Source organism: Acinetobacter sp. ANC_7634, assembly GCF_056779875.1.
In genome coordinates this window covers 1-25,761 of record NZ_JBWYIT010000007.1, presented here as the reverse complement: position 1 = coordinate 25,761, position 25,761 = coordinate 1, and the positions used below count along the sequence as shown (strand labels likewise).

General features: G+C 40.0%; 22 protein-coding genes and 1 tRNA gene. 4 read left to right on the top strand and 19 right to left on the bottom strand.

All coding sequences use genetic code 11. The features are described from left to right. Positions 1-515: 515 nt before the first annotated feature. Positions 516-1,025, bottom strand: coding sequence for a hypothetical protein (locus tag AC1M9A_RS08580; RefSeq protein WP_481610030.1), 510 nt, complete (start codon positions 1,023-1,025; stop codon positions 516-518). A 256-nt stretch (positions 1,026-1,281) separates the two neighbouring features. Here AC1M9A_RS08580 and AC1M9A_RS08575 point away from each other — a divergent pair, with 256 nt between their 5' ends. Further along, positions 1,282-2,277, top strand: a complete 996-nt coding sequence (locus AC1M9A_RS08575; protein ID WP_481610029.1) for an Lnb N-terminal periplasmic domain-containing protein — start codon at positions 1,282-1,284, stop codon at positions 2,275-2,277. Between the two features lie 54 nt (positions 2,278-2,331). Here AC1M9A_RS08575 and AC1M9A_RS08570 read toward each other — a convergent pair whose 3' ends face one another. Next, positions 2,332-3,126, bottom strand: coding sequence for a hypothetical protein (locus AC1M9A_RS08570; RefSeq protein ID WP_481597499.1), 795 nt, complete (start codon positions 3,124-3,126; stop codon positions 2,332-2,334). 299 nt (positions 3,127-3,425) lie between these two features. Between AC1M9A_RS08570 and AC1M9A_RS08565 the strand changes: the two genes are divergently transcribed. Then, positions 3,426-4,139 carry a DsbA family oxidoreductase gene (locus AC1M9A_RS08565; RefSeq protein WP_035265969.1) on the top strand — a complete coding sequence of 238 codons (714 nt, stop codon included), beginning with the start codon at positions 3,426-3,428 and terminating at the stop codon, positions 4,137-4,139. Between the two features lie 428 nt (positions 4,140-4,567). Beyond that, complete coding sequence (locus tag AC1M9A_RS08560; RefSeq protein ID WP_481597497.1) at positions 4,568-5,764, top strand: hypothetical protein; 1,197 nt, start codon at positions 4,568-4,570, stop codon at positions 5,762-5,764. A 60-nt stretch (positions 5,765-5,824) separates the two neighbouring features. Here AC1M9A_RS08560 and AC1M9A_RS08555 read toward each other — a convergent pair whose 3' ends face one another. The 6 genes from AC1M9A_RS08555 to AC1M9A_RS08530 all read right to left on the bottom strand — a co-directional run bounded on the left by AC1M9A_RS08555 (position 5,825) and on the right by AC1M9A_RS08530 (position 12,053). After that, complete coding sequence (locus AC1M9A_RS08555; protein ID WP_481597496.1) at positions 5,825-6,106, bottom strand: hypothetical protein; 282 nt, start codon at positions 6,104-6,106, stop codon at positions 5,825-5,827. Positions 6,107-6,326: 220 nt separating this feature from the next. After that, positions 6,327-8,246 carry a molecular chaperone HtpG gene (htpG, locus tag AC1M9A_RS08550; protein WP_481610028.1) on the bottom strand — a complete coding sequence of 640 codons (1,920 nt, stop codon included), beginning with the start codon at positions 8,244-8,246 and terminating at the stop codon, positions 6,327-6,329. A 92-nt stretch (positions 8,247-8,338) separates the two neighbouring features. After that, positions 8,339-8,686 carry a lysozyme inhibitor LprI family protein gene (locus AC1M9A_RS08545; RefSeq protein WP_035265964.1) on the bottom strand — a complete coding sequence of 116 codons (348 nt, stop codon included), beginning with the start codon at positions 8,684-8,686 and terminating at the stop codon, positions 8,339-8,341. Positions 8,687-8,817: 131 nt separating this feature from the next. After that, the gene (locus tag AC1M9A_RS08540; protein ID WP_481610027.1) at positions 8,818-9,402 is read right to left on the bottom strand and encodes an OmpW/AlkL family protein; all 585 of its coding nucleotides are present in this window, start codon (positions 9,400-9,402) and stop codon (positions 8,818-8,820) included. Positions 9,403-9,711: 309 nt separating this feature from the next. Then, positions 9,712-11,082, bottom strand: coding sequence for a Na+/H+ antiporter family protein (locus tag AC1M9A_RS08535; protein ID WP_481610026.1), 1,371 nt, complete (start codon positions 11,080-11,082; stop codon positions 9,712-9,714). 92 nt (positions 11,083-11,174) lie between these two features. After that, positions 11,175-12,053, bottom strand: a complete 879-nt coding sequence (locus tag AC1M9A_RS08530; protein WP_481610025.1) for an alpha/beta fold hydrolase — start codon at positions 12,051-12,053, stop codon at positions 11,175-11,177. 124 nt (positions 12,054-12,177) lie between these two features. On the opposite strand from AC1M9A_RS08530, the gene AC1M9A_RS08525 reads away from it, so the two are divergent. Beyond that, the gene (locus tag AC1M9A_RS08525) at positions 12,178-12,666 is read left to right on the top strand and encodes a DUF4442 domain-containing protein (protein WP_481610024.1); all 489 of its coding nucleotides are present in this window, start codon (positions 12,178-12,180) and stop codon (positions 12,664-12,666) included. A 62-nt stretch (positions 12,667-12,728) separates the two neighbouring features. Here the strand turns inward: AC1M9A_RS08525 and AC1M9A_RS08520 are convergent, their stop codons facing one another. From AC1M9A_RS08520 to AC1M9A_RS08470, 11 genes are all read right to left on the bottom strand, one after another. After that, a complete protein-coding gene (locus AC1M9A_RS08520; protein ID WP_481592362.1) occupies positions 12,729-13,085 on the bottom strand; it encodes a DNA transfer protein p32 in 357 nt (118 codons plus the stop codon). Positions 13,086-13,282: 197 nt separating this feature from the next. Continuing rightward, on the bottom strand, positions 13,283-17,476 hold the full coding sequence (gene rpoC / locus AC1M9A_RS08515) for a DNA-directed RNA polymerase subunit beta' (RefSeq protein ID WP_035265945.1): 4,194 nt from the start codon (positions 17,474-17,476) through the stop codon (positions 13,283-13,285). A gap of 144 nt (positions 17,477-17,620) precedes the next feature. Next, on the bottom strand, positions 17,621-21,709 hold the full coding sequence (rpoB, locus tag AC1M9A_RS08510) for a DNA-directed RNA polymerase subunit beta (RefSeq protein ID WP_481590119.1): 4,089 nt from the start codon (positions 21,707-21,709) through the stop codon (positions 17,621-17,623). Positions 21,710-22,014: 305 nt separating this feature from the next. Continuing rightward, positions 22,015-22,386 (bottom strand): 50S ribosomal protein L7/L12, encoded by a 372-nt coding sequence (rplL, locus tag AC1M9A_RS08505; RefSeq protein ID WP_035265942.1) that lies wholly within the window; start codon positions 22,384-22,386, stop codon positions 22,015-22,017. Between the two features lie 51 nt (positions 22,387-22,437). Then, on the bottom strand, positions 22,438-22,944 hold the full coding sequence (rplJ, locus tag AC1M9A_RS08500; protein WP_035265941.1) for a 50S ribosomal protein L10: 507 nt from the start codon (positions 22,942-22,944) through the stop codon (positions 22,438-22,440). A 301-nt stretch (positions 22,945-23,245) separates the two neighbouring features. Then, entirely contained in the window at positions 23,246-23,941 is a 696-nt protein-coding gene (gene rplA / locus AC1M9A_RS08495; RefSeq protein WP_035265940.1) for a 50S ribosomal protein L1, read from the bottom strand. A 3-nt stretch (positions 23,942-23,944) separates the two neighbouring features. After that, positions 23,945-24,373 (bottom strand): 50S ribosomal protein L11, encoded by a 429-nt coding sequence (gene rplK, locus AC1M9A_RS08490; RefSeq protein ID WP_004813566.1) that lies wholly within the window; start codon positions 24,371-24,373, stop codon positions 23,945-23,947. Positions 24,374-24,488: 115 nt separating this feature from the next. Next, complete coding sequence (nusG, locus tag AC1M9A_RS08485; protein WP_035265938.1) at positions 24,489-25,022, bottom strand: transcription termination/antitermination protein NusG; 534 nt, start codon at positions 25,020-25,022, stop codon at positions 24,489-24,491. Positions 25,023-25,029: 7 nt separating this feature from the next. Then, positions 25,030-25,470 carry a preprotein translocase subunit SecE gene (gene secE, locus AC1M9A_RS08480; protein WP_035265936.1) on the bottom strand — a complete coding sequence of 147 codons (441 nt, stop codon included), beginning with the start codon at positions 25,468-25,470 and terminating at the stop codon, positions 25,030-25,032. 77 nt (positions 25,471-25,547) lie between these two features. Next, positions 25,548-25,623: transfer RNA gene (locus AC1M9A_RS08475), tRNA-Trp, on the bottom strand. Between the two features lie 47 nt (positions 25,624-25,670). After that, on the bottom strand, positions 25,671-25,761 hold a 91-nt coding region (locus tag AC1M9A_RS08470), incomplete at its 5' end, for an EF-Tu C-terminal domain-related protein (RefSeq protein WP_019509660.1).

Here is a 25,761-nt window from a genome sequence, read left to right as displayed (position 1 = left end):
TTTATCACGCTTACAAACTTCGCTCTGATCAAAATAAATGAAGTCATTGGCAAGCCAGTTATCAAAGAATTTCTATTTAACGGTACGGTACAAGCTAATCCAACTCATCAACAAAAAATTAATATTGGCTCACACAAACATTCTATTTATGTTATTGATACTGTTACTCACAAGATAAATTTTACGCTATCTGATAATAAGAGAGAATACTCATTAAAGCAGTATTGCTTAACTCAAAATTTGAACCTTAATATTCAGAAATATAAAATTCAAATTGAAGGTTATAATTCTTTTTTGGGCTTTAGTGCTCAACAAAATCAACACTTGAGCAACCATGTATCTGCTCAACAAAATATCAATTTAGATCTTAACACTTTAAATTCATGTGAATTAATCTACTATAATTTACCTAGGCTTTAAGATAATTTGCAAATTATCAAACGTGTTTAAGTTTAGATACGTGACTAGAAGAAATCCCGCTGTTTGCGGGATTTTTATACTTTAGAAATCAAATTTTATTTTAGATTACTCCGCCATCCATCACCCAACAACTGATTTAAACGTTGCTCATCAAAGGTCATTGGAATCGCGCCTCCACCCTGTTGGATATGATTCAATGCTTTGTCCCGATCAATCCCTAAAGGCTCCAACATTCTAAAAATGCCTGAACTCGGATCATTCGACTGTAAACCTGCTGCAACAGACAAAACATACTGCTGCTGTAAAGGTGATAGATGACTCATATCAGGCACTGGAGTTTTCGGTTGAATATTCAGTGCAGGTGAACTTTGCTCTAAAGCAGCATTTTGAATATTCTGCTCTTTTTTGATCACTTGATGTTGCAAAGATTGACGCACCTTTTGATCCTCTTGAAAAGGTGTAACAGTCGTCACAACTTCATCACGTAAGTCATCGTCCGCCATCAATTGAATTGAAGGCAGGCTTGCAACATCTTCAGCATGAGACAAACTCATCAGCAAGGCTGAGATCACACCGAACATCAAACATAATTTAGAATTAGTCATAAGTAAGACTCTGACATGCATCGTTCAAATTGAGCATCAAGAAACAAGAATAACTAAACAAATAGAGCCATTCTTTAATTAAACTACACCAATTTATTTACTTATTCATCAGCACTCAGATAAATGTTTCAAGTTTTTTTTAAAAGTTTTGCTAAGCAACTGAATTTCAAGACTCGGTCTGATTTTACAAATATGGACTTCAAAGCTTAACTTCAATTCATTATAAAAATAGAAAACTCATACATATCCATCAGCCATGAAAACTAAAATAAAAAACAGCCTACTCGTTATATTTTTATGTCTCACATCACTCTGGGCAATCTTATTCATTTGGACACATCAGCCTGTTAATACCATTTTCACTTATGCACTGATCTTGTTTTGGGTTGGACTTGCCATCATTACAGGGATATTCCATTTCAAGCAACACAGCTATAAGCCCTATTTCACATGGGCGTATTTGATTATTTTTTTGATTGCCATGATTAGCTTTTTTTCCTTAGAACCACGCAATGATCGCGTTTGGCAGGATGAAACCGACAAAATTATTCAATTCCAATTCAAAGATGGCAAAGTGGAATTACAGAATGTCAGAAATTTTATTTGGCACAGTGATAAAGACTACGTGATGCGGTGGGAAACACGACAATACGATTTAGAAAAGTTAGATCGTATAGATTTAGTGGTATCACATTTTATGCAAGGTCCTATTGCGCATGTTTTTATTACATTTGGTTTTGATGATAGCGAACATCTCGCTTTTTCTTTAGAAGTTCGTCAGGAAAAAGATGAAGGATTTTCCACCATTGGCGGGTTTTTTCGGCAGTATGAATTGGCACTGGTCGTAGGTGATGAAAATGATTTGATTTATACCCGCTCAAATATTCGCGAAGAAGATGTCTATATTTATCCAATTCAAATGAATCAAACCGAAATTCAGATGTTGTTTTTAGAATTCCTGAACAAAGCCAATCGGCTAAATCATACCCCAGTTTGGTATAACACCTATATTAGTAATTGTACGACCATCTTGTTTGATTTATTAGAACATGCAGTAGGACAAATTCCACGAGATTATCGCGTGACATTGCCAGGTTTAATTCCAAACTATTTATATGACAAAAAAGTCCTCGATAATGGTATTACTTTAAATCAATGGAAAGAAAAAGCATATATTAATCCTAAAATTGAGCATGTTCATGATATACATTTACTTTCAAGTAAAGCCTTTTCTGCCTTACTCCGTGAGTAAAGCATGCGTCCATTTTTTATAACCACGCTGAAAGAAACAACCAAGAAAGTTTGTTTATTGCGTTTCTTCCTGAACAGCAGGCTCTGAACTTGGACTTTGATTCACTGTTTGTGCTTCAATCACTTCGGCATTTTGATTTTTTAACTGATCAATTTCACGTTGTAATTGATTTAATTCGCGATATAACTCGTTAAAGCGATTCACACTGAGATCACTTTTAAATAGGATCATTTCGTTACGGCGTTGCCAGTCATGATTCTTCAAAAACTCAAACATTTCTTCAGCTTTTTTTGTGATCTTAAGTTCTAAAGCAAACAAAGCTTGATCATTATTATGCTGTCGGCTGAATTTTAACTTTTCTTTCATTGGCTCACGCAAGTCTGATTTCATGTCCAAAGCATCAAGCGCTTGTAAAGCTGTCGCATAAATTTGTTGGTCACGCATTTGATATTCAGATTGAATTTTCTTCACTTGGACAAACATCTTTTCGGTGTTTTGATATTTATTCTTTTTATCTAATTCTAGGCGACGAACGTTCAGAAACTCATCCCACTTGGCTTGATCTAACTCACGTAAATACATATTTCGTGATTCAATATTGTCTACCCAATACTTCAAAATAAATTCAGAAAGTACCTTATAGTCACCATCCAAACGCTCATCTTCAACTTTAAAATTCAGAGGGGTTTTCCAATCCTTCGCTTGAACATAAAGCTGCTCAATTTTTTCCGTCATCACCAAATCAAATTGTTGACGTTGCACTTCATCATTTTTTTCATTTTGCGCGTAGGCACAATAACCAAATAATAAGGTCACCATGACGATAACCACCGCTAAAATTCCGCGCATCTCAAACTCCTATCCTTTTTTTTGTTTGAGTAATGAATCACTTGCGAACAATGACAAGCACATGATGTGTATTGTATAGCATATTTTTTAAGCAGAAATAGGAATGAATTTAGTGGATATTGCTGTGATTTTGTCGATTTATTCGTGATTCTGTGATCAAGTTTCAATAATTTATTACGCAAAATTCATATTTTCGACAGAAATATATCGGATTGAAACTCTGCGTTTCAGATTTAGACCTTTAATTTTGTTGTCATTGCCCACACTATAGATTCATAAATGATGATTAGAGATTTTTTATGCGTGTAGATGTGTGGTCAGATGTAGTATGCCCTTTTTGCTATATCGGAAAAAAACGTTTAGAAGCAGCAGCTGCTGCAACTGGTGTTGAACTTGAAGTCCATTGGCACAGTTTCCAGTTAGATCCTGATGCACCGCCACGTCAAGAAGTCTCAAATAGCGAACGTTTGGCATTGAAATATGGGCGTACTGTCGCTGAAGTTGAAGAAATGCAACGCAATATTGCGGAAATGGCAAAAGCAGAAGGCATCGAGTTCAATTGGGAAAATGCCAACTCAGGAAATACATTCAACGCCCATCGAATTATTCATCATGCACAAAGCTTAGGATTGGGTTCGGAAGCAAAAGAAGCCTTTTTTTATAGCTATATGACCCAAGGTTTAGCCATTGGCGAGCGTGAAACTCTCGAAGATGTTGCTTCGCGCATTGGTTTAAATCCAGTTGAAGTGGATGATATTTTGGATTCTGATCAATATGCCGATTTTGTCCAATTTGATGAAGAACTTGCACGTGATCAATTAAAAGTGACTGGCGTACCATTTTTTGTATTCGATCAGCGTGTGGCTTTGGCTGGTGCTCAACCGACTCAAGTCTTCCAAGATGTGATCAACAAAGTATTAACGACTGCCAATGAACAAACAGATCAACCCACTGTTGAAGATGCAGAAACTTGTACTGATGAACATTGTGACGTGCCACCAAGCAAATCATAAAACATCTTCGAGAACCTAAATACTGGCTTAAGGTTGCATGACTTAAGCCATATTTAGACTGTTATAAAAATAGAATTCAGCGTTGCATAAACAAGCCTATTCAAGTGAATCGGAACTGAATATACTTCATGTATAGATTCACTGCATGACTCTATACATGGTAAATTTTTATAGACCTCTTTCCCCAAGGAGGTCTTTTTTTATCTATAAAACAATCATTTAATAAAATTATTTCATTTTCAAGTCTTCTCATTATCTGTTCCAATTTTAAATCACTTTAAATTCATTGTTGTTTATTGTGAATTTTGTTGAACAATTCATTAGAATAGATCAAACATTGATTTTTAATAATATCACGATGCTTAAGCCCATTTTTAATTTTATAAATAAATTCAGCGGCTTAACAATGAAAATGACTTAGAGCGAATATGAAAAGAATCATGCAGCAGTTCAAACCGTCAACCTTAAGTCTTGTCTTAAGTTGTAGCTTTTTAAGTACTTTCGTGTATAGCCAAGATCAGATAGATCACTTGACTGATCCTTATCAAACAGATGAAATCAGTGTCAGTAGCGAATTCCCTACTTTAGACTATCCTTTAGAATTTCAACAAAAAGATTGGCCAACATCGGATGAAAATAGCTTAGGTTGGATTAACTACGTTCCTCGCATGGTAGATTCAACCCCCACACTATTCCCTGAACAATCCAATAAAAGAATATACGCCCCGACCCAAGCGACTGAAGATTTATCATGGATTGACCGACGTCAAAAATCGATTCGCCACTGGGCAGACCGAACCGCTCAGCGAATCGATGGTTGGTTTGGTGAAGGTTATGAAGATGAAACCGCCAAAGCAACGCTACGTGTAATCTTTGATAATAAATGGAATAAGTATGATGATTACGAATTCAAGCCACGTATACGCGGTAAAATCGACTTACCAACCTTAGAGCGTAAATTAAGTTTAGTCTTTGGTGATGATTCACTGGATAATGAAATTGACAACAATATTGCCATTACCAATGAAAATCCCGCTGCTGATCCCGACAAAAATGTCGACACTAAGCGAATCCGTGAAGATAACAGTTCGATCGCCTTACGTTGGTCACAACTGTCTGATAAGTTACCTTTCGATTTAGATGCTGATTTAGGTATTCGATCTGGAGATGACATTTATGCCCGCTTGAAGGCAAAAAAAGATTGGACTCTCGGGAATGATTTTTCCTTTCATGCTGAACAAATCTATCGTTATGGTATAGATAGTGAAAATTATCTAAGAACCAATTTGGAACTCACCCACGCACGTCCAAATGAAGCGTTTATTTCAAATCAGCTTTATCTAACTTATGCAGATGAGCAGGATGATGATTGGACTTGGGATAATCGTACCTATCGCCAACATCAGTTTTTCCATGATAACCGCTTTAACTACGGTATGTATGTGGGTGGTTATTACAACAACGATGATTTACGTATGAACAGTTGGGGACCTTTTGTTTCGTGGCGCCAACCCTTATTCCGCGAATGGTTCTTTGTTCAAGGTGATCTTAACTATTTTAATGACAAGCGTGAAGATCGATCACACTATCCTCGTGCTTTAGTTCGTCTTGAAGCTAGATTTTAGCGCTCGATAATAGTCATAAATCAAGCCCATCATTGATGGGCTTTTTTGGATCTTAGATTCTCAAATGACAGGCTTTTGAATCACGATACGATCATTACGTATAATACGTGTTTTTTTAGGCGCCACTTCAGCTTCAGTTTTAGGTAAAACATAACCGACACGATCTGTGCGTGCGATACGTTTACTATCCACAAAAGGATTAATATCAAACTGTGGAATTTGATGCTTCACCACGGTTACACGATCATTTCGAACAATTTTTTTCACATCTTGTTCTGCATAAGAGACATTGGTTAAGCTCAGACAAAACATGCTAAATGCGAGCATCATTGAAGTTTTCATAGAATATTCCCAATATTTAATGATCGCTATTATAGATTAATTATTGTTTTTTAATATGTTTTACAAATCAAAACTTGGACGTATTTTTTTATCATCAACATCGAAAAAATTTATCTAGTTTAACCCAAAGCTTAAATAGTTCCTTTTACATCCTACGACGGCGCTGCATTAAAAAAGCCTATCCGAAGATAGGCTTTGGATCACAATTTAAAATATGCGCTTATTTCAATAATAAGCTGTTAATACGTTTTAAATATGCAGCTGGATCTTCTGGTAAACCACCTTCTGCAATCATCGCCTGATCAAAAATCACATTTGCAAGATCGTCAAATTGTGCTGAACCATTCAACTTTTTCACTAATGGATGCTCAGGGTTAATCTCTAAAATTGGCTTGCTTTCTGGGACTGCCTGACCTGCCTGTTTTAACATGCGAATCAACTGTGGAGACAACTCGCCTTCACCCGTCACCAGACACGCTGGAGAATCAACCAAACGAGTGGTTACGCGCACTTCTTTGGTTTTGTCTTTTAATGACTCAGACAGCTTTTCAACCACAGGTTTAAACTGCTCAGCTGCCGCTTCTAATGCTTTTTTCTCTTCAGCATCCTGTAAATCACCTAAGTCTACAGCACCTTTTGCGACATTCTGCATTGGTGTCCCGTCAAACTCATGAACAAATTCCATTGCCCATTCATCTACACGTTCAGTCATTAGCAGAACATCAATGCCTTTTTTCTTAAATAACTCAAGTTGTGGCGAGTTTTTAGCAGCGGCTAAGCTTTCCGCCGTTACATAATAAATCGCCTTTTGACCTTCTTTCATTGCTGCTTTGTAGTCAGCCAATGAAGTGGTGACCTCATCATTGTTTGAAGTTGCAAAGCGTAGAAGCTTCAAAATTCGGTCACGATTGGTGAAATCTTCACCCAAACCTTCTTTTAAGACAGACCCAAACTCAGCATAAAACTTCTTAAATTTCTCTTGATCTGCTTCATCTTCAGATTTAGCTAAAGTATCTAAAGTTGTTAAGATTCGACGTGTGTTGCCTTCACGGATGGTTTTAACATCTCGACTTTCTTGAAGTAATTCACGACTCACATTCAACGGTAAGTCTGCGCTATCCACAACACCTTGTACGAAACGTAAATAGTTCGGGATGAGATTATCTGCATCATCCATGATGAAGACACGTTTCACATAGAGCTTGATACCTGCTTTCGCTTCACGTGAGAAAATGTTGTGCGGTGCTTTACTTGGGATATACAGTAATTGCGTATATTCAGTGCTCCCTTCTACGCGGTTATGCGCCCAAGTAATCGGTGCTTCAAAGTCGTGACTTAAGTTTTTATAAAACTCAATATACTGTTCTTCAGTAATGTCATTCTTACTACGTGTCCACAATGCGCTGGCAGAATTGATCGCCTCCCATTCACCCGTTTTGACATACTGGCCTGGTTTCGCTTCTTCGCCCTCAGCTGCTTCTTCTTGTTGCCATACCTCTTTTTCCATTTGAATTGGTAAACTGATATGGTCTGAATATTTATTGATAATTTGCTTTACTTTATAACTTTGCAAATAATCTAATGCGTCTTCGCGCAAGTGTAGAATAATATCTGTACCGCGACCTTCTTTCGTAATTTGCTCAACTTCGAACTCGCCTGTACCACCACTGATCCAACGTACACCTTCTGAAGCTTCAGCCCCTGCACGACGTGATTCAACTGTGATTTTATCAGCGACAATAAAGCCAGAATAAAAACCGACACCAAACTGACCAATTAACTGTGCATCTGACTTTTGATCACCGGTTAATTTAGACATAAAGTCTTTAGTACCAGATTTAGCAATCGTCCCCAAATTATCAATAGCTTCTTGTTGGCTTAAACCGATACCGTTGTCTGAAATGGTGATGGTTTTATTATCTTTATCCAATTGTACGCGTACACGTAAATCTGGATCATTTTCATAGTATTCAGGATGATTAATCCCTTCAAAACGTAATTTATCACATGCGTCTGAAGCGTTTGAAATTAGCTCACGAAGGAAAATTTCTGGATTTGAATAAAGTGAATGCGTCACTAAATGTAAAAGCTGAGCAACTTCCGCTTGGAAACTATGTTTTTGTGTATTCTGCTCGCTCATAAACTACTCCTTAAACACATCAAAACAATTTTTTTGAATGCTTAATGAATGGTGTAGCTTCTAATTTTTTCAATGGTCAAAATTAAATTTTTTTAAAAAGGACCTTGTTTGTAAATTCGATCAAGATGTATTTCTAGTTTTTGCTGACGCATTTGATAGACATGATTTAAGCATTGCAAATTTGCTTGGCATTGATCACGTAATTCCAGCCATTTGACTTGTTCATTCTGAATGATTGATCGCATTCCCATCGGTACTAAACGACGAAGAATTTGATAAGTGGCAGCCATTTTAACATCTGCATCATTCAGGATACGATGTTCACAAACAGCTTTCTCAGTTTCGGACTGCGCTTTTTTGCAATCAAAACTCGCTGCAAATACTGGAACACTTCCACATGCAGCCAGCACAATGATGAGTTTTATGAATTGGTTCTTCATGCATACTACTCTGTTATGAGCTTTCTAGATTATTGAAAAAAATTGTTTTTTTATATGGTATTTTCTACCTGTTATAGTACGACACATAAAAAAAGCCCTATTGATTAATAGGGCTAGGCGCAACTTTATTTTTAGAATTTGTAGCTGTAACCAATGCTATAGATGACTGGATCTATATCTAGCTTGAACTTTGTTGTTCCATCTACAGTCACTTCAGGGTTCAAATCTGCATAACGTACGTCAGCGAATACACCCCAGTTTTTTGCATCAGCTGGTTGGAAATTGAAACCTAACTGCGCTGCATAACCAAAATCTTCTTTTACACTTTGAACGCCTTGCTCATCCCAAGCAATAAATGCTGTTGCACCAAGACCAATATAAGGTGTAAATCCCGAACTATTTTTAAAATGATATTTCGCAGTCAGAGTTGGTGGTAAATGTTTAATCGTCACTGCATCAGCACCATTAATCAAAACATCATGGCGAACTGGTGTGGCTAATAATAGTTCAGCAGAAATTTGATCATTAAAGAAATACTCCACCGAAGGGGTAAAAGCAAATTCATCATCGGCTTCCACTTTAGCTCCTCCTAGAGCAGCCACAGTGGTATCTTGCGTTGGAGAAATTGCAGATGCACCTACCTTAAGTTGCCATTCTCCTGCCAGTGCATTTGCTGACATCCCAACTAAAACAATCAGTGCAATTTTATTTAACATTATTATAACCTCTGGAAGATCGATATAAATAAACTACTATTTAAGTATAATAAACATGCCAAAAATTAATATGCAACTCCCAAAAATTAAATAAAATACGTTTTATTTATAAATACCTGTTTATAATGATAATTTATTTTAAATCATACCAATTTAGTCAATTATAAAACCATCAATTATTTTAAATAACCTATTAATCATATTATTTTACTCGGAATTTTTTTATTTAATCCTACTATTTTAATCTGACTTAAAATAAAAAAGGCGATTATATTAATCGCCTTTTATTCAATCATTTTTTAAATGTAGTTATAGGACCATTGCCGCGATCCAACCAAAAATCATCAATGGAATATTGAAATGAATAAATGTCGGAATCACACTGTCTTTCATATGATCATGTTGACCATCCATATTCAAGCCTGATGTTGGTCCTAAAGTCGAGTCTGAAGCTGGAGAGCCTGCATCACCTAGAGCTGCAGCAGTACCTATGAGCGCAATTGTTGCTGCTGGACTAAAACCAAACTGAATACATAATGGGACATAAATGATTGCAAGAATTGGCACTGTGGAGAATGATGATCCTATACCTAGTGTAATTAACAATCCGATGAGTAACATCCAGAATGCTGCCCAACCTTGACTATCACCAATCCATGCGACTGAAGCCTCAACTAGCGTTGGAACCTGACCAGTAGCGCCGATCACGGCTGCAAAACCTTGTGCTGCGATCATAATAAAACCCACGAGTGCCATCATACGCATACCAGTAATGATGACATCGTCAGCTTCTTTCCACTTGAAAATACCTGCACAGCTTAGGATCGCCACGCCGACTAAACCAGCTAAAATCATCGAATCAGAATACAATTGCACTGCAAGCGTTGCTAAAACAGCACCCCCCGCCATATAAATCGTAAATTTAGAAACCTCCGGTCTCGCAGAACCTTCTTGAACACCCAATTCACCCGAAATGCTTTGTGGTTGTTCTTCGACATGAATGTCACGATATTCTCGTGGTTTACGATAGCTATAAAACACTGCGATTAATAAACCTACGAACATCCCAAACACAGGAATCGCCATCGCAGAAGGGATTTGATCATAATCAATTTGGAAGCCAAGTGGTTCACCAAAAGTATTGATGTTTTGACCTAAAATATCATTTAGGAAAATTGCACCAAAACCGACTGGGATCAACATATAAGTTGCACATAAACCAAATGTGAGTAGACATGCAACCAATCGTCGATCAAGCTTTAAATGGTTGAATACCATCAATAATGGTGGAATCAATACAGGAATAAAAGCAATATGCACGGGAATTACGTTTTGAGAACAAACAGCCGCTATAGCAACTGTTGCAAAGATGGCATATTTGACACGATTTTGTATTTTAAGATTAGCCTCACCTTTAAGTGAATTAATCATTTTATATGCTAGAAGATCTGGCAAACCTGAACGAGCCAAAGTTAAGGCAAATGCACCAAGTACACCATAAGCTAAAGCAATCTGGGCACCCTTGCCCAAACCACCATTAAACGCTTCCATAGTGCCTTGTAAACCAAGACCAGCCAATAGGCCTCCTGTTACAGCACCAATGATCAGTGCAAATACCACAGGCACACGAGCCAAAGAGAGGCCAAACATGACCCCAATGGCAGCAAGAATTGCAAACATAAGAAATAGGAATCAGACAAAAAAACTATTTTATCAGAATTTGTTTGTAATAAATCTGCTCATCAGGGGTTGAAACCTTCACTCGTCAGATTCTATTCGCCTTGCGCATTTTTTTTTGCAAATTGTTTAATATACGATGCGATCTCTTGTGCACGACTTAAAACTGCCCAGTGATTCGCATCTACCTCAACACGTTCAAAAACTGTCGCCCATTTTGGAATTTCATCAATCAACTCAGGACTTACATATTTATCACGTTTTAAGACCACCGCTTGAACGGGACAAATCGCATGACGTTGACGAGGCATCGTTAGACGTGGAATAAAGTTCGCGCGATACAGTGCCACACCATACTCACCATCCTTAGAGATATTTTGGTTTACAGGTAAGCCTTTTGTATCTTCAAGAATTTCAAATATTTTGCCCCAGCGATCTGGATTGAGAAAATTCCACATCGTCGGTGCAACTACGGGTAACTGAAATAGTACGATGTACCAAGACTTAATCAATTGCTTAAAGAACTTTGGTTTTTGATGTTTGAATTGTTCACGCATCCAATAAGCAGCATGGTCCAAGCATGGTCCAGATATAGTGGTATATGAAAGAATACGACCTTTAAATTTAGATTCTGTTACGGATTCCCATGTTTGAATTGAGCCCCAATCGTGTGCTGCCACATGAAAGTTTCGATTTGGCAACAGATGATTTACCACACTCTCCAAATCCAAAGACAGTTGAGCTAATGCATAAGCGCGAATCTTTTTCGGTACGCTCGATTGACCAGCGCCACGCACATCATAAGTTACAACAAAATAATCTTCGATTAAATTCGAAATGATTGGTTCCCATACTTCTTGATTGTCTGGATAACCATGCACAAGCACCAATGCCGGCTTATTCCGATCTCCCCATGTTTTAGCATAGAGTTTTTGTTGATCTGTGGTGTTAATCCAATGCGATTCAAATTGCATAATATGCTCAACCTTTTTTGTTATTGATTGACCGTTTTCTTGGTCTACGATGATTTTCGATCAATGCCAGAATATTTTTTGTACTTTAGTATGCTAACTAATGAAATAAAAATAATTGACCTAAATGAGTATTTTGAAAAAGCTAACGACAATTCCGTTAATCTCCAAGTATATGTTTAATAGCTTTGCACCCTTTCAAGGCGCAGGCATTACTATCGATAAAATCGACTTAAAAAATCATCATATTCGTGTAAAAATGCCACTTACACGAAAAAATAAAAATATTGTGGGTGTCCACTTTGGCGGTAGCCTTTATTCTATGGTTGACCCATTCTATATGACATTACTCATGTATCACTTAGGTGATAAATATATTGTTTGGGATAAGGCTGCAAGCATCGATTTTTTAACTCCTGGTCGTAGCACTGTTTATGCAGATATCCGCATTGATTCCAGTGAATTACAACTCATCAAAGAGCTCGCTAGCAATCATGCTCCTGTTTACCGTAGCTATACTGTGAATATTATGGATGAATCAGGCTTACGGATCGCAGAAGTTCACAAAACTGTGTATATCCGTCGCAAGAAGGCAAAAGCCACACGTTTCCGTTAATAAAAAAAGCGCTCTATGAGCGCTTTTTTTTATCACTTTAGCAAATTAACGATTATTTTGTTCTATCGCTTTTGCTCTATCGCTGCTCCTGCACCGCCGCCAATTGCACCACCAATTGCAGCGCCAGAGTTACCACCAAAAATACTTTTACCGACTGCAGACCCGATTGCACCGCCTACACCACTATAAGTGGCATTACGATCTGAGCCCCCTTGAGCTTTACTACCTATAGCGGCACCTGCACCACCACCAAGCGTTGCACCAACACCACCACCAACATTATTACCAACACCACCACCAAGTGCGCCACCTGCAGCAGCTGCACCAATACGCTGTTGATTCGGCGTCATGCTTTCACAACCTGCAAGTAGCATTGTAGATACGGTTGCCATCGCCATGACAGCTGTTAACTTTTTCATCTTGATGTCCCTCTTTGTCTATTTATATAAGCATATCGCGATCTAGAGAATAAAATTTTCAATTTCTGTTACAAGACAACGCGAAAATGATGCTATTTGTAAAGAGTTTATTTCAAAATAGATATTTAGCCTCAAATTCACATTATCAAACTCAATAAAAAAAGGCACCCGTAGGTGCCTTCTTAATTCAGTTTAGATTAAAACTGATCTTCATTTAATGCTTGTGAGAACGCTTGGTCAACTTCAGAGAAGTCATTAACCAATTCGTGCTCAGCAGCTTCTGCTTCTTGACGACGACGCTCTAAGTGGTAAGCCAAACCTGTACCCGCTGGGATCAAGCGACCAACAACCACGTTTTCTTTTAGACCGCGTAAATCATCTTCTTTACCTGTTACAGCAGCTTCAGTTAACACACGTGTTGTTTCCTGGAACGATGCAGCAGAAATGAACGAGTCAGTAGAAAGTGAAGCTTTCGTGATACCCATCAATTGACGTTCAAACTTCGCAGGGAACTTGTTCTGAGCAAGTACTGCTTGGTTTTCTTGGACAACACGGATGTAATCCACTTGCTCGCCTTTGATGAAGCTTGTATCACCACCATCGATGATCTCAACTTTACGCAACATTTGACGTACGATGACTTCAATGTGCTTATCGTTGATTTTTACACCTTGGAGACGATATACGTCTTGAACTTCATTCACGATGTAGTTCGTAAGTGCAACTTCGCCTTTCAAACGTAAGATGTCATGTGGATTTTGCGGACCATCAGAAATCGTTTCACCACGGTTAACATGCTCGCCTTCAAACACGTTAATCGTACGCCACTTAGGAATTAACTCTTCGTAAATCTCTGAGCCATCATCCGGTGTGATCACCAAACGATTCTTACCTTTAGTTTCTTTACCAAAGCTTACAACACCTGAAACTTCTGCAAGGATCGCATGTTCTTTCGGCTTACGTGCTTCAAACAAGTCAGCTACACGTGGAAGACCACCGGTAATATCACGAGTACGTGAAGTTTCTTGAGGTACACGACCAATTACATCACCCACACCAATTGTTTCGCCATCTCGGACAGTCACAATTGTATTTTGTGGTAAGAAGTAGAACTGTTCACCACCATCAACTGTATCTAATACAATCGCTGGACGTAAGTCTTTACCAGAAGCTGGACGAGACGTTACAGGTAAAATTTCAACTGTCGTCATACCAGTTGCATCATCTGTTTTCGAGGTTGCAGTTACACCATCAGCGATTTGGCTGAAACGTGCTTTACCAGCAACTTCTGTTACCAATGGATGCGTATGCGGATCCCAAGTCGCTACAATACCGCCAGCTTCTACCGCACCACCATCTTTAATCAAGATTGAGGCACCGTAAGGAAGTTTATAACGCTCACGCTCACGACCGATGTCATCAGTGATACCAATCTCACCAGAACGAGAAACAGACACTAAGTGACCTTTAGCGTGTTGAACTGTCTTCACATTATGGAAACGGACAAAGCCTGCATTACGTACTTGAACACTGTTCGCAGCAGAAGTTCGGCTCGCAGCACCACCCACGTGGAATGTACGCATCGTTAACTGTGTACCTGGCTCACCAATAGATTGAGCAGCCATTACACCCACTGATTCACCTGGATTCACCAAGTGACCACGTGCAAGGTCACGACCATAACATTTCGCACATACACCAAAAGTAGATGCACAGTTTACTACTGAACGCACTTTAACTTCATCGACACCTTGCTCTTCTAGGTAGTTTGCAAGTTTCTCATCGATGAGTGTATTACGTGGCAGTACTACTTCATCAGAACCTGGTCGCTTCGCATCTTCAGCTAATACACGACCAAGCACACGAGTACCTAAGTTCTCGATAACATCACCACCTTGAATGAATGGCGTCATTACGAGACCGTCAAAAGTACCGCAATCTGGCTCAGTAATCACTAAGTCTTGCGCTACGTCTACAAGACGACGTGTCAAGTAACCCGAGTTCGCTGTCTTCAATGCTGTATCGGCCAAACCTTTACGCGCACCGTGTGTTGAAATGAAGTACTGAAGTACTGTCAAACCTTCACGGAAGTTCGCTTTAATTGGTGTCTCAATAATCGAGCCATCCGGTTTTGCCATCAAACCACGCATACCTGCAAGCTGACGAATCTGTGCTGCACTACCACGGGCACCAGAATCAGACATCATGTAGATGGAGTTGAATGATTTTTGTTTCTCATCTTCGCCCTGTTTGTTCTTAACAGTCGTGTAAGACAAGTTATCCATCATCGCTTTCGCTACTTGGTCATTTGTACGTGCCCAAATATCGACAACTTTGTTATAACGTTCACCGGCAGTTACGAAACCTTGTTCGAACTGTTGCTCAATTTCACGAACTTCAACTTCAGCTTTCTCGATGATTGAATACTTCGCAGGTGGAATCACCATGTCTTCCATACCAACAGACACGCCTGAACGTGTTGCTTGACGGAAACCGAGGTACATCAATTGGTCAGCAAAAATAACAGTATCTTTCAAACCAAGCTTACGGTAGCAAGAGTTGATCAATTTAGAGATGTTCTTTTTGGTCATCTCAACGTTGATTTGCTCGAAGCTTAAACCTTCTGGCACAACTTCCCAAAGTAAACAACGGCCTGGCGTTGTATCAACGATAATCGTTTGTTGCTCACGCTCACCATTTTCATTGATCACAGTTTGATGTACACGAGCTTTAACGCGAGCATGTAAATCAACTTGACCTGTTGCAAGCGCACGGTTTACTTCGTGAGTATCCGCGAACACCATGCCTTCACCTTTGGCATTGATTGCATCACGCGTGATGTAATACAAGCCTAAGACAACGTCTTGCGATGGAACGATGATTGGTTCACCGTTTGCTGGAGACAAGATGTTGTTCGTTGACATCATTAACGCACGAGCTTCTAATTGAGCTTCAAGTGTTAATGGAACGTGTACCGCCATTTGGTCACCATCGAAGTCGGCGTTGAACGCAGCACATACGAGTGGGTGTAGACGGATCGCTTTACCTTCGATCAATACAGGTTCAAATGCTTGAAGACCTAAACGGTGAAGTGTTGGCGCACGGTTCAACATCACTGGATGTTGACGAATCACAGATGCAAGAACGTCCCAAACTTCTGGAGTCTCACGCTCAACCATTTTCTTCGCAGCTTTAATGGTAGTTGCTTGGCCAGACGCTTGTAATTTCGCGAAAATAAACGGCTTGAATAACTCAAGTGCCATTTTCTTAGGAAGACCACATTGGTGAAGACGTAAAGTAGGACCTACAGTAATTACCGAACGACCAGAATAGTCAACACGCTTACCAAGTAAGTTCTGACGGAAACGACCTTGTTTACCTTTGATCATGTCTGCCAAAGATTTAAGAGGACGTTTGTTCGAACCAGTAATTGCACGACCACGACGACCGTTATCTAACAATGCATCTACAGACTCTTGTAACATACGTTTTTCGTTACGTACGATGATATCTGGAGCAGCTAGATCAAGAAGACGCTTTAAACGGTTGTTACGGTTAATCACACGACGATAAAGATCGTTCAAATCAGATGTCGCGAAACGACCACCTTCAAGTGGTACAAGCGGACGAAGATCTGGTGGAAGTACTGGAAGTACAGTCAACACCATCCATTCTGGTTTGTTATTCGACTCTTTGAACGCTTCCATTAACTTCAAACGCTTAGATGCTTTCTTAAGCTTCGTTTCAGAAGTTGTATTTGGAATTTCTTCACGTAAACGAGAAATCTCAGCTTCAAGATCGATGTCTTTCAACAAATCTTGAACTGCTTCAGCACCCATTTTCGCAGTGAATTCATCACCGTGCTCTTCTAATGCTGTGAAGTATTCTTCGTCATTCAGAAGTTGGTATTTCTCAAATGGCGTCATACCAGGATCTGTTACAACGTAAGATTCGAAATACAATACACGTTCGATATCACGTAGCGTCATGTCTAAAAGAAGACCGATACGGCTAGGCAGTGATTTTAAGAACCAAATGTGTGCAACTGGTGAAGCAAGCTCAATGTGACCCATACGCTCACGACGAACTTTCGCAGTTGTTACTTCAACGCCACATTTTTCACAAATGACGCCTTTGTATTTCATACGCTTGTATTTACCACACAAGCATTCGTAATCTTTTACTGGACCAAAAATTTTGGCACAGAATAAACCATCACGTTCAGGTTTGAACGTACGATAGTTAATTGTCTCTGGCTTTTTAACTTCACCATGAGACCATGACTTAATCATTTCTGGTGACGCAAGACCAATACGGATGCGATCAAACTCTACAGGAGCATGACCGTCTGAATCCGTCTTTTTGCGCATGATATCGAGCAAGTCTTTCAATTTTTTTCTCCGTGTGTTGTGGAGATTTTCACTTCACAACTGGGTCACAAATATTGTTTTTTAACTGAATTGGTAATCTCCCCTAACCCCTCTTTTTTAAAGAGGGGTTAGTCTCCCCCTTATCAAAGGGGGATTGAGGGGGATTTAGTCACCATTTTTCAGTTCAATGTTGATACCTAAAGAACGGATCTCTTTGGTCAATACGTTGAACGATTCAGGCATACCTGGGTCCATATAATGGTTACCATCTACAATGTTCTTATAGATACGGGTACGACCCTCAACGTCATCCGACTTCACAGTCAGCATTTCTTGAAGCGTATAAGCTGCGCCATATGCTTCGAGTGCCCAGACCTCCATCTCACCGAAACGCTGACCACCGAATTGTGCTTTACCACCAAGCGGCTGTTGCGTTACAAGCGAGTAAGAACCTGTAGAACGCGCATGCATCTTGTCATCAACCAAGTGGTTCAATTTCAACATGTACATGTAACCTACAGTTACAGGACGGTCAAAACGTTCACCAGTACGGCCATCATACAGTACTGTCTGACCAGTACGTGAAAGACCAGATAGTTCTAATAACTCTTTGATTTGACCTTCTTCGGCACCGTCAAATACTGGTGTTGCAAGTGGAACACCTTTACGGAGGTTGCCTGAAAGTGCCAAGATTTCATCATCAGTTAAGCTATCAAGATCTTCTTGCTCGCCACCAACTTTGTTGTAAATCTTGTCTAAGAATTCACGAAGTTCAAGTACAGTACGTTGTTCTTTCAACATTTGATCGATCTTGTCACCAAGACCTTTCGCAGCCATACCCAAGTGAGTTTCAAGAATCTGACCCACGTTCATACGTGAAGGTACACCTAGTGGGTTCAATACGATATCTACTGGAACACCATTCGCATCATGTGGCATGTCTTCAACTGGCAAGATGTTTGATACAACACCTTTGTTACCATGACGACCCGCCATCTTATCACCAGGCTGAATACGACGTTTTACTGCTAGGTAAACTTTAACAACTTTCAATACGCCAGTTGTTAACTCATCACCTGTAGAAAGCTTGCGTTTTTTCTCAGCGAATTTCTCATCAATTTCAAGACTCTTCTCTTTCAAGAATACTTGAATTTGAGTTAAACGCTCCGCGATGCCTTCATCTACTGGTTGGATATCAAGTAGATCAACAAGTTCTAGATTTGAAAGAACTTCATCAGTTAACTTATCGCCACGTTTTGTTGTACCGCCGCCATTAGACTCTTGACCATTCAACAAACGTACAACGCGCTCACGTGCAGCTTCTTCGAAGATTTTGTATTCTTCTTTCAAATCTTTACGGTATGCATCAAGTTGAGCTTTTTCAATCGCTTGAGCACGTTCGTCTTTCTCGATACCATCACGAGTAAACACTTGAACGTCGATAACTGTACCCTTCGTACCAGATGGAACACGAAGTGAAGAGTCTTTCACATCAGCTGCTTTTTCACCAAAGATTGCACGAAGCAATTTTTCTTCAGGAGTCAACTGCGTTTCGCCCTTAGGTGTTACTTTACCAACTAAGATGTCGCCAGCAGTTACTTCAGCACCGATATAGACAATACCTGATTCATCAAGCTTAGAAAGTGCAGCCTCACCTACGTTCGGGATATCAGCAGTAATTTCTTCTGAACCAAGTTTAGTATCACGCGCGACACAAGAGAGTTCTTGAATGTGAATAGACGTCAAACGATCTTCTTGAAGAACACGCTCAGATAATAAGATCGAGTCTTCGTAGTTATAACCGTTCCAAGTCATGAACGCGACACGCATGTTTTGACCAAGTGCCAATTCACCGCCATCAGTTGATGGACCATCAGCAAGTACATCACCACGACCAACTTTGTCGCCTAGGTTCACAAGCACTTTTTGGTTGATACATGTGTTTTGGTTCGAACGTGTGTACTTGATCAAGTTGTAGATATCTACACCTGCTTCACCCGCAACCATTTCATCTTCATTCACACGAATAACGACACGAGATGCATCTACGTATTCAATACGTCCACCACGTTTCGCGATCACACACACGCCTGAGTCATGCGCCACGTTCGCTTCCATACCTGTACCAACAAGAGGCTTGTCAGCAATCAGCGTAGGAACAGCCTGACGTTGCATGTTTGAACCCATCAATGCACGGTTCGCATCATCGTGTTCAAGGAATGGAATCAGTGACGCAGCCACAGAAACAACCTGCTGAGCAGATACGTCCATGTGCGTTACTTTTTCTGGCGGCATACGTACGAAGTCACCTTGGTGACGAACAGATACGAACTCTTCTGTTAAGTTGCCATCTTTATCCAATTGAGAATCGGCCTGTGCAATCACAGTACCTACTTCTTCAATTGCTGATAAATATTCAACTTCATCCGTTACACGGCCATCAACAACTTTACGATATGGAGTTTCTAAGAAACCAAAGCTATTCGCTTTCGCATATACAGATAATGAGTTGATCAAACCAATGTTTGGACCTTCAGGCGTTTCAATTGGACAAACACGACCGTAGTGAGTTTGATGTACGTCACGTACTTCGAAGCCCGCACGTTCACGTGTTAAACCACCTGGACCTAATGCTGATACACGACGTTTGTGTGTAATTTCAGACAATGGGTTGTTTTGATCCATGAACTGAGATAACTGGCTTGAACCAAAGAATTCTTTGATTGCAGCCGCTACTGGTTTTGCATTGATCAAGTCTTGTGGAGACAAGTTATCTGTCTCTGCTTGTGATAAACGCTCTTTCACAGCACGTTCAACACGAACTAGACCAACACGGAATTGATTTTCTGTCATTTCGCCAACAGAACGTACGCGACGGTTACCTAGGTGGTCGATATCATCGACTTCACCTTTACCGTTACGGATTTCAACCAGTGTTTTTAATACGTCAATGATGTCATCGTTTGAAAGAATACCTTCAACTTCACGTGACTTCTGATCTGTACCCACTTCGTAAGGACGACCTAAACGACGGTTGAACTTCATACGACCGACTGGTGATAAATCATAACGTTCAGAAGAGAAGAACAAGTTATTGAATAAGTTTTCTGCAGCTTCTTTCGTTGGTGGCTCACCTGGGCGCATTACCTTGTAAATTTCTACAAGTGCTTCTTCACGACCAGAAGTCGTATCAGCACGTAATGAATCAGCTACGAATGAACCGCGATCGATATCGTTGGTATAAAGTACGTTAAATTGCTTAACGCCACCTTCAGCGATTTTAACCATCACTTCATGGCTAAGAACCGTGTTTGCAGCAATCACATCACCATTGTGTAATGTAATATCTTCAGCAGTAATACGCTCATATAAATATTCATCAGGTACTGGAAGTTTAGTTAAGCCTGCAGCTTCCATTTGACGAACATGACGCGCATTAATACGTTTACCTTGCTCAACGATTGTCTTACCGTCATTGTCTGTGATATCAAATTGTGCCATTTCGCCACGCAGACGCTCTGGAACCAAGTCAATTTGATAGCTGCCCATGTCTAGATATACAGGAACCTTTTCATAGAACATGTCTAGAATTTGTTCGTTTGTATAGTTCAAGGCACGAAGAATCACAGTCGCAAGTAACTTACGACGACGGTCAATACGAACGTATACTAAATCTTTAGCATCAAACTCAAAGTCTAACCATGAACCACGGTAAGGAATGATACGTGCTGAATAAAGCACCTTACCACTTGAATGCGTCTTACCCTTGTCATGATCAAAGAACACACCAGGTGAACGATGTAATTGAGATACGATTACACGCTCAGTACCATTGATCACGAACGTACCATTCTGTGTCATAAGTGGCATTTCACCCATGTACACTTCTTGTTCACGTACGTCTTTAATTGATTTCGTTTCGCGATCCTTAATGATCAAACGAATTTTTACGCGCATTGGTGCCGCATAAGTTGAGCCACGAAGAATACATTCGCGAACATCAAACTCTGGTTTACCAAGGCTATACTCAACGAATTCTAAAGCAGCATTCCCAGAATAACTTTCAATTGGAAAAACTGAACGAAATGCGGCTTGGAGACCGATATCTTCGCGGTTTTTTGGTGTTTTGCCATCTTGAAGGAACGTTCTGTACGAGTCGACTTGAATCGCGAGCAGGTACGGAGCATCCATCACTTGGGGCAATTTACCAAAATTCTTACGGATCCGTTTCTTTTCGGTATATGAGTATGCCATCTGGAGTCCTCGGAAAGTAAACTAAACCCGCCTGCAGAACGGGTCTAGAAGGAATTACGCAGGTCGATATGACCACCACTTTGTTCAAATGCTGCAATGTTCAGTGGTATTAAAACGCTTAACAATATTTTTAAACATGGAAAAATATTGTTAAGCGTTTGATTTTATTCAATTATAGTTAGTATTGATGATTTTTACATCAAGTTAACAAAAATCGAGCCGATAATTGTAACGCAAAAAGGCTGATGACCCAAGAGCCATCAGCCAATTTTTGGGGTCAAATTAATAATGACCCCATGGCGAAATTACTTAACAGTAACTTGAGCACCAGCTTCTTCAAGTTTCTTCTTAAGTTCTTCAGCTTCTTCTTTAGAAACACCTTCTTTAAGAAGAGCTGGAGCGCCTTCAACTAAATCTTTAGCTTCTTTAAGACCAAGACCAGTAGCTTCACGAACTGCTTTAATTACAGCAACTTTGTTAGCACCGAAAGAAGTCAACTCTACATTGAATTCAGTTTGTTCTTCAGCAGCAGCAGCGCCAGCACCTGGAGCAGCAGCTACAGCTACAGCAGCAGCAGATACATTGAATTTCTCTTCAAAAGCAGAGATAAGTTCAACAAGTTCAAGAACAGTTTTTTCAGCAACTGCGTTTAAGATTTCTTCGTTAGTTAAAGCCATGAGAATAACTCCAAATGGATATTGAATGGTGTGGAAATTGATTTATTAAGCTTAAGCAGCTTCTGACTCGTTTTTCTCTTTGAGCGCAGTAATAAGGCGACCCAATTTCGAAATAGGAGCTTGAAGAACATTTGCAAGCATAGTAAGCGCTTTTTCTTGGTTCGGAAGGTTCGCGATTACGCTAACTTCAGCACCTTGATAAACCTTGCCATCGAATGCAGCAGCTTTAAGTTCAAATGCTTTATTAGTTTTAGCAAATTCTTCAAACAAACGAGCAGCTGCGCCCATGTCGTCTTCAGAAGTCGAGAAAGCTAAAATTGTTGGGCCAACAAGGTTGTCGTTCAAGATATCGAACTGAGTATCTTGAAGAGCACGTTTAGCTAAAGTATTACGCACGATACGTGTAGTAACACCTAGTTTACGAGCTTCAACACGAAGAGCAGTTAATTGCTCAACAGTTAAACCTTGGTAGTCAGCAACAACAGCAGTGAAAGCAGTAGAAGCAACAGCGTTAACTTCAGCTACGATCTGTTTTTTGTCTTCGATAAGAAGAGCCATTGTAAAACCTCCTAACGGTGATTTATGTACTCACGCGAAGTACACTCCCAGTTCGTTAACTCATCACTGAGTCAACACGCGGAGGATGAACTAAATCACACCACCGCGTCTACGCAGGCTGGAATATTAAGAGCGAAGCATAAAACTCCCCTCGCCTGAGGTCTTTGACGCTGATAAATTCTCATTTACCAATTCAAAGTTTGCCTAAGTTCGCAAGAAATCCAAAACCGGTATCTTGCGTAAGATTTGAAGCAGCGCTTCAAATCTTACTCAGGGCTTTAAAATTCTGTCTAAGTTAAACTTAGTTAGAAACGTTAGTTACATCAATAGTAAGACCAGGACCCATAGTTGAGCTTAAAGTGATCTTTTTGATATAAACACCTTTAGAAGTTGCAGGTTTTGCTTTCTTAAGGTCAGCTACAAGAGCTTCAACGTTTTGACGAACAGCTTCAGCAGTGAAACCTACTTGACCGATCGCAGCATGGATGATACCCGCTTTGTCTACACGGTAACGTGCTTGACCAGCTTTTGCATTTTTAACTGCAGTTGCTACGTCAGGAGTTACAGTACCCACTTTAGGGTTTGGCATTAAGCCACGTGGACCAAGGATTGTACCTAACTTACCTACAACGCGCATTGCATCTGGAGCAGCAATCACTACGTCAAAGTCAAGGTTACCCGCTTGAATGCTTTCAGCAAGGTCATCAAAACCAACTACGTCCGCACCTTCAGCTTTAGCAGCTTCAGCAGCAGCGCCTTGAGCAAACACAGCTACACGTACAGTTTTACCAGTACCTGCAGGAAGTGTAGTCGCGCCACGAACAACTTGGTCAGATTTACGAGGATCAACACCTAGATTTACAGCTACATCCAAAGATTCTTTGAATTTAGCAGCTGGAAGGCTAGAAAGTACTGCTACAGCTTCTTCCAAAGTATAAACTTTGTTCGCTTCTACAGCAGCTGCAATCGCTTTTTGACGTTTAGTTAATTTAGCCATGTCTTAAAGCTCCACTTCCAAGCCCATAGAACGTGCAGAACCAGCAATGGTACGTACACGCGCGTCTAAGTCAGCACCAGTTAAATCTGGTTCTTTAGTAGTCGCGATCTCTTCTAATTGAGCACGAGTCAACTTACCAACTTTAGTTTTGTTAGGTACAGCTGAACCCTTTTGGATACCAGCAGCTTTCTTAAGCAGAATAGCAGCAGGTGGAGTTTTCATGATAAATGTGAACGACTTGTCGTTGTACACAGTGATCACTACAGGAATCGGAAGACCAGCTTCAAGTTTTTGTGTAGCAGCATTGAATTCTTTACAGAATGCCATGATGTTTACACCACGTTGACCTAGTGCAGGACCGATTGGTGGAGATGGATTCGCTTTACCAGCTGGAACTTGCAGCTTGATATAGCCGTCAATCTTCTTAGCCATTTCAATTACCTCTGGGTACAAACGCCGATTAAGGCTCCCCAATATTTACAAGTAACGATACCGTTACAACAACAATGCCCGATTAATCAAATCGGGCGTTTTCAACCAATTCAGATTAAATTGTTTTTTCGACTTGGCGAAATTCCAATTCAACTTGAGTTGGTCGATTGAATACATTAATCGTCAACGTTAAGCGTGACTTTTCGTACTGAACTTCTTCCACCACACCTTTAAAGTCTGTGAATGGACCATCAGTAACCAATAATTCTTCGCCTGGCTCGAACATTGTCTTAGGACGAGGTGCTTCGCCAGTATTGCGTACACGTGCAAGAATCGCGTCAGCTTCTTTTTGCGTAATTGGAGCAGGCTTTTCTGCCGTACCACCAATAAATCCGAGTACTTTTGGACATTCTTTAACAATGTGCCAAGTATCGTCATTCATTTCCATTTCAACTAACACATAGCCTGGAAAGAATTTACGCTCTGACTTACGTTTCTTACCATCCTTCATTTCCACCACTTCTTCGGTAGGAACAAGGACTTCACCAAAGCTATCGGCAACAGCGCTACGCTGGATTCGATCATTAAGCGAACGCATCACTTGTTTTTCATAACCTGAATAGGCATGAATAATGTACCAACGTTTCATAGCTCTTTTACCCGATAATAAACTTCATCAACCAACTAATAATGTAATCAAAACACCATAAACCAATAGCGGTGATTACAACAACAAGTAACACTTGCCATGATGCAGTTACTGTTTCTTGCTTTGTTGGCCAAATCACTCGACGCAGTTCAATGCGCGAGTCTTTCAACAAACGAACAAAGCCTTTGCCTTGATGGGTGGCGTATAATAAACCTAAAGCCACAACGATACAAGCCAAAATTACCCCAACACGCACCCAAATATTGTTTGCGGGAACCCAATATGCTGGAAGATGTTGATTTACCATAAGTGCACCAGCAAGTAATGCCAATGCAATAATCCATAAAATCACGTCAACTGGTGAACCAGATTTAACGACTTCAGCGGAATTGTTTCTTTGAGGAATTGGCGCGTCGCTTAATGCGTCACGCGATTTATCATTCGACATTTTTGTACTCGTCGTTGAATTCGCGACTTATTATATGACCAGTTTAGCCAGCATCAAGCTTTTTATCAAAAATAATTTGGCAGGCCAGGAGGGACTCGAACCCCCAACATTCGGTTTTGGAGACCGACGCTCTACCAATTGAACTACTGACCTATAACAAAACCGAGAATCGAAACTCTCGGTTTTCGTTTGTACTTCTATTATGCAGTTACTTTAGCAACAACACCAGCACCAACTGTACGACCACCTTCACGGATCGCAAAACGTAGACCTGGGTCCATTGCGATTGGG

Bases quoted from the DNA above. Each gene is read 5' to 3' on its own strand.
- secE (WP_035265936.1), bottom strand. From the start codon at position 25,470: ATGTCGAATGATAAATCGCGTGACGCATTAAGCGACGCGCCAATTCCT.
- rplL (WP_035265942.1), bottom strand. From the start codon at position 22,386: ATGGCTTTAACTAACGAAGAAATCTTAAACGCAGTTGCTGAAAAAACT.
- rplK (WP_004813566.1), bottom strand. From the start codon at position 24,373: ATGGCTAAGAAGATTGACGGCTATATCAAGCTGCAAGTTCCAGCTGGT.
- AC1M9A_RS08570 (WP_481597499.1), bottom strand. From the start codon at position 3,126: ATGCGCGGAATTTTAGCGGTGGTTATCGTCATGGTGACCTTATTATTT.
- AC1M9A_RS08565 (WP_035265969.1), top strand. From the start codon at position 3,426: ATGCGTGTAGATGTGTGGTCAGATGTAGTATGCCCTTTTTGCTATATC.
- AC1M9A_RS08580 (WP_481610030.1), bottom strand. From the start codon at position 1,025: ATGACTAATTCTAAATTATGTTTGATGTTCGGTGTGATCTCAGCCTTG.
- rpoB (WP_481590119.1), bottom strand. From the start codon at position 21,709: ATGGCATACTCATATACCGAAAAGAAACGGATCCGTAAGAATTTTGGT.
- AC1M9A_RS08545 (WP_035265964.1), bottom strand. From the start codon at position 8,686: ATGAAGAACCAATTCATAAAACTCATCATTGTGCTGGCTGCATGTGGA.
- AC1M9A_RS08530 (WP_481610025.1), bottom strand. From the start codon at position 12,053: ATGCAATTTGAATCGCATTGGATTAACACCACAGATCAACAAAAACTC.
- nusG (WP_035265938.1), bottom strand. From the start codon at position 25,022: ATGAAACGTTGGTACATTATTCATGCCTATTCAGGTTATGAAAAACAA.
- AC1M9A_RS08555 (WP_481597496.1), bottom strand. From the start codon at position 6,106: ATGAAAACTTCAATGATGCTCGCATTTAGCATGTTTTGTCTGAGCTTA.
- AC1M9A_RS08525 (WP_481610024.1), top strand. From the start codon at position 12,178: ATGAGTATTTTGAAAAAGCTAACGACAATTCCGTTAATCTCCAAGTAT.
- AC1M9A_RS08575 (WP_481610029.1), top strand. From the start codon at position 1,282: ATGAAAACTAAAATAAAAAACAGCCTACTCGTTATATTTTTATGTCTC.
- AC1M9A_RS08560 (WP_481597497.1), top strand. From the start codon at position 4,568: ATGAAAAGAATCATGCAGCAGTTCAAACCGTCAACCTTAAGTCTTGTC.
- htpG (WP_481610028.1), bottom strand. From the start codon at position 8,246: ATGAGCGAGCAGAATACACAAAAACATAGTTTCCAAGCGGAAGTTGCT.
- AC1M9A_RS08520 (WP_481592362.1), bottom strand. From the start codon at position 13,085: ATGAAAAAGTTAACAGCTGTCATGGCGATGGCAACCGTATCTACAATG.
- rplJ (WP_035265941.1), bottom strand. From the start codon at position 22,944: ATGGCTCTTCTTATCGAAGACAAAAAACAGATCGTAGCTGAAGTTAAC.
- AC1M9A_RS08540 (WP_481610027.1), bottom strand. From the start codon at position 9,402: ATGTTAAATAAAATTGCACTGATTGTTTTAGTTGGGATGTCAGCAAAT.
- rplA (WP_035265940.1), bottom strand. From the start codon at position 23,941: ATGGCTAAATTAACTAAACGTCAAAAAGCGATTGCAGCTGCTGTAGAA.
- AC1M9A_RS08535 (WP_481610026.1), bottom strand. From the start codon at position 11,082: ATGTTTGCAATTCTTGCTGCCATTGGGGTCATGTTTGGCCTCTCTTTG.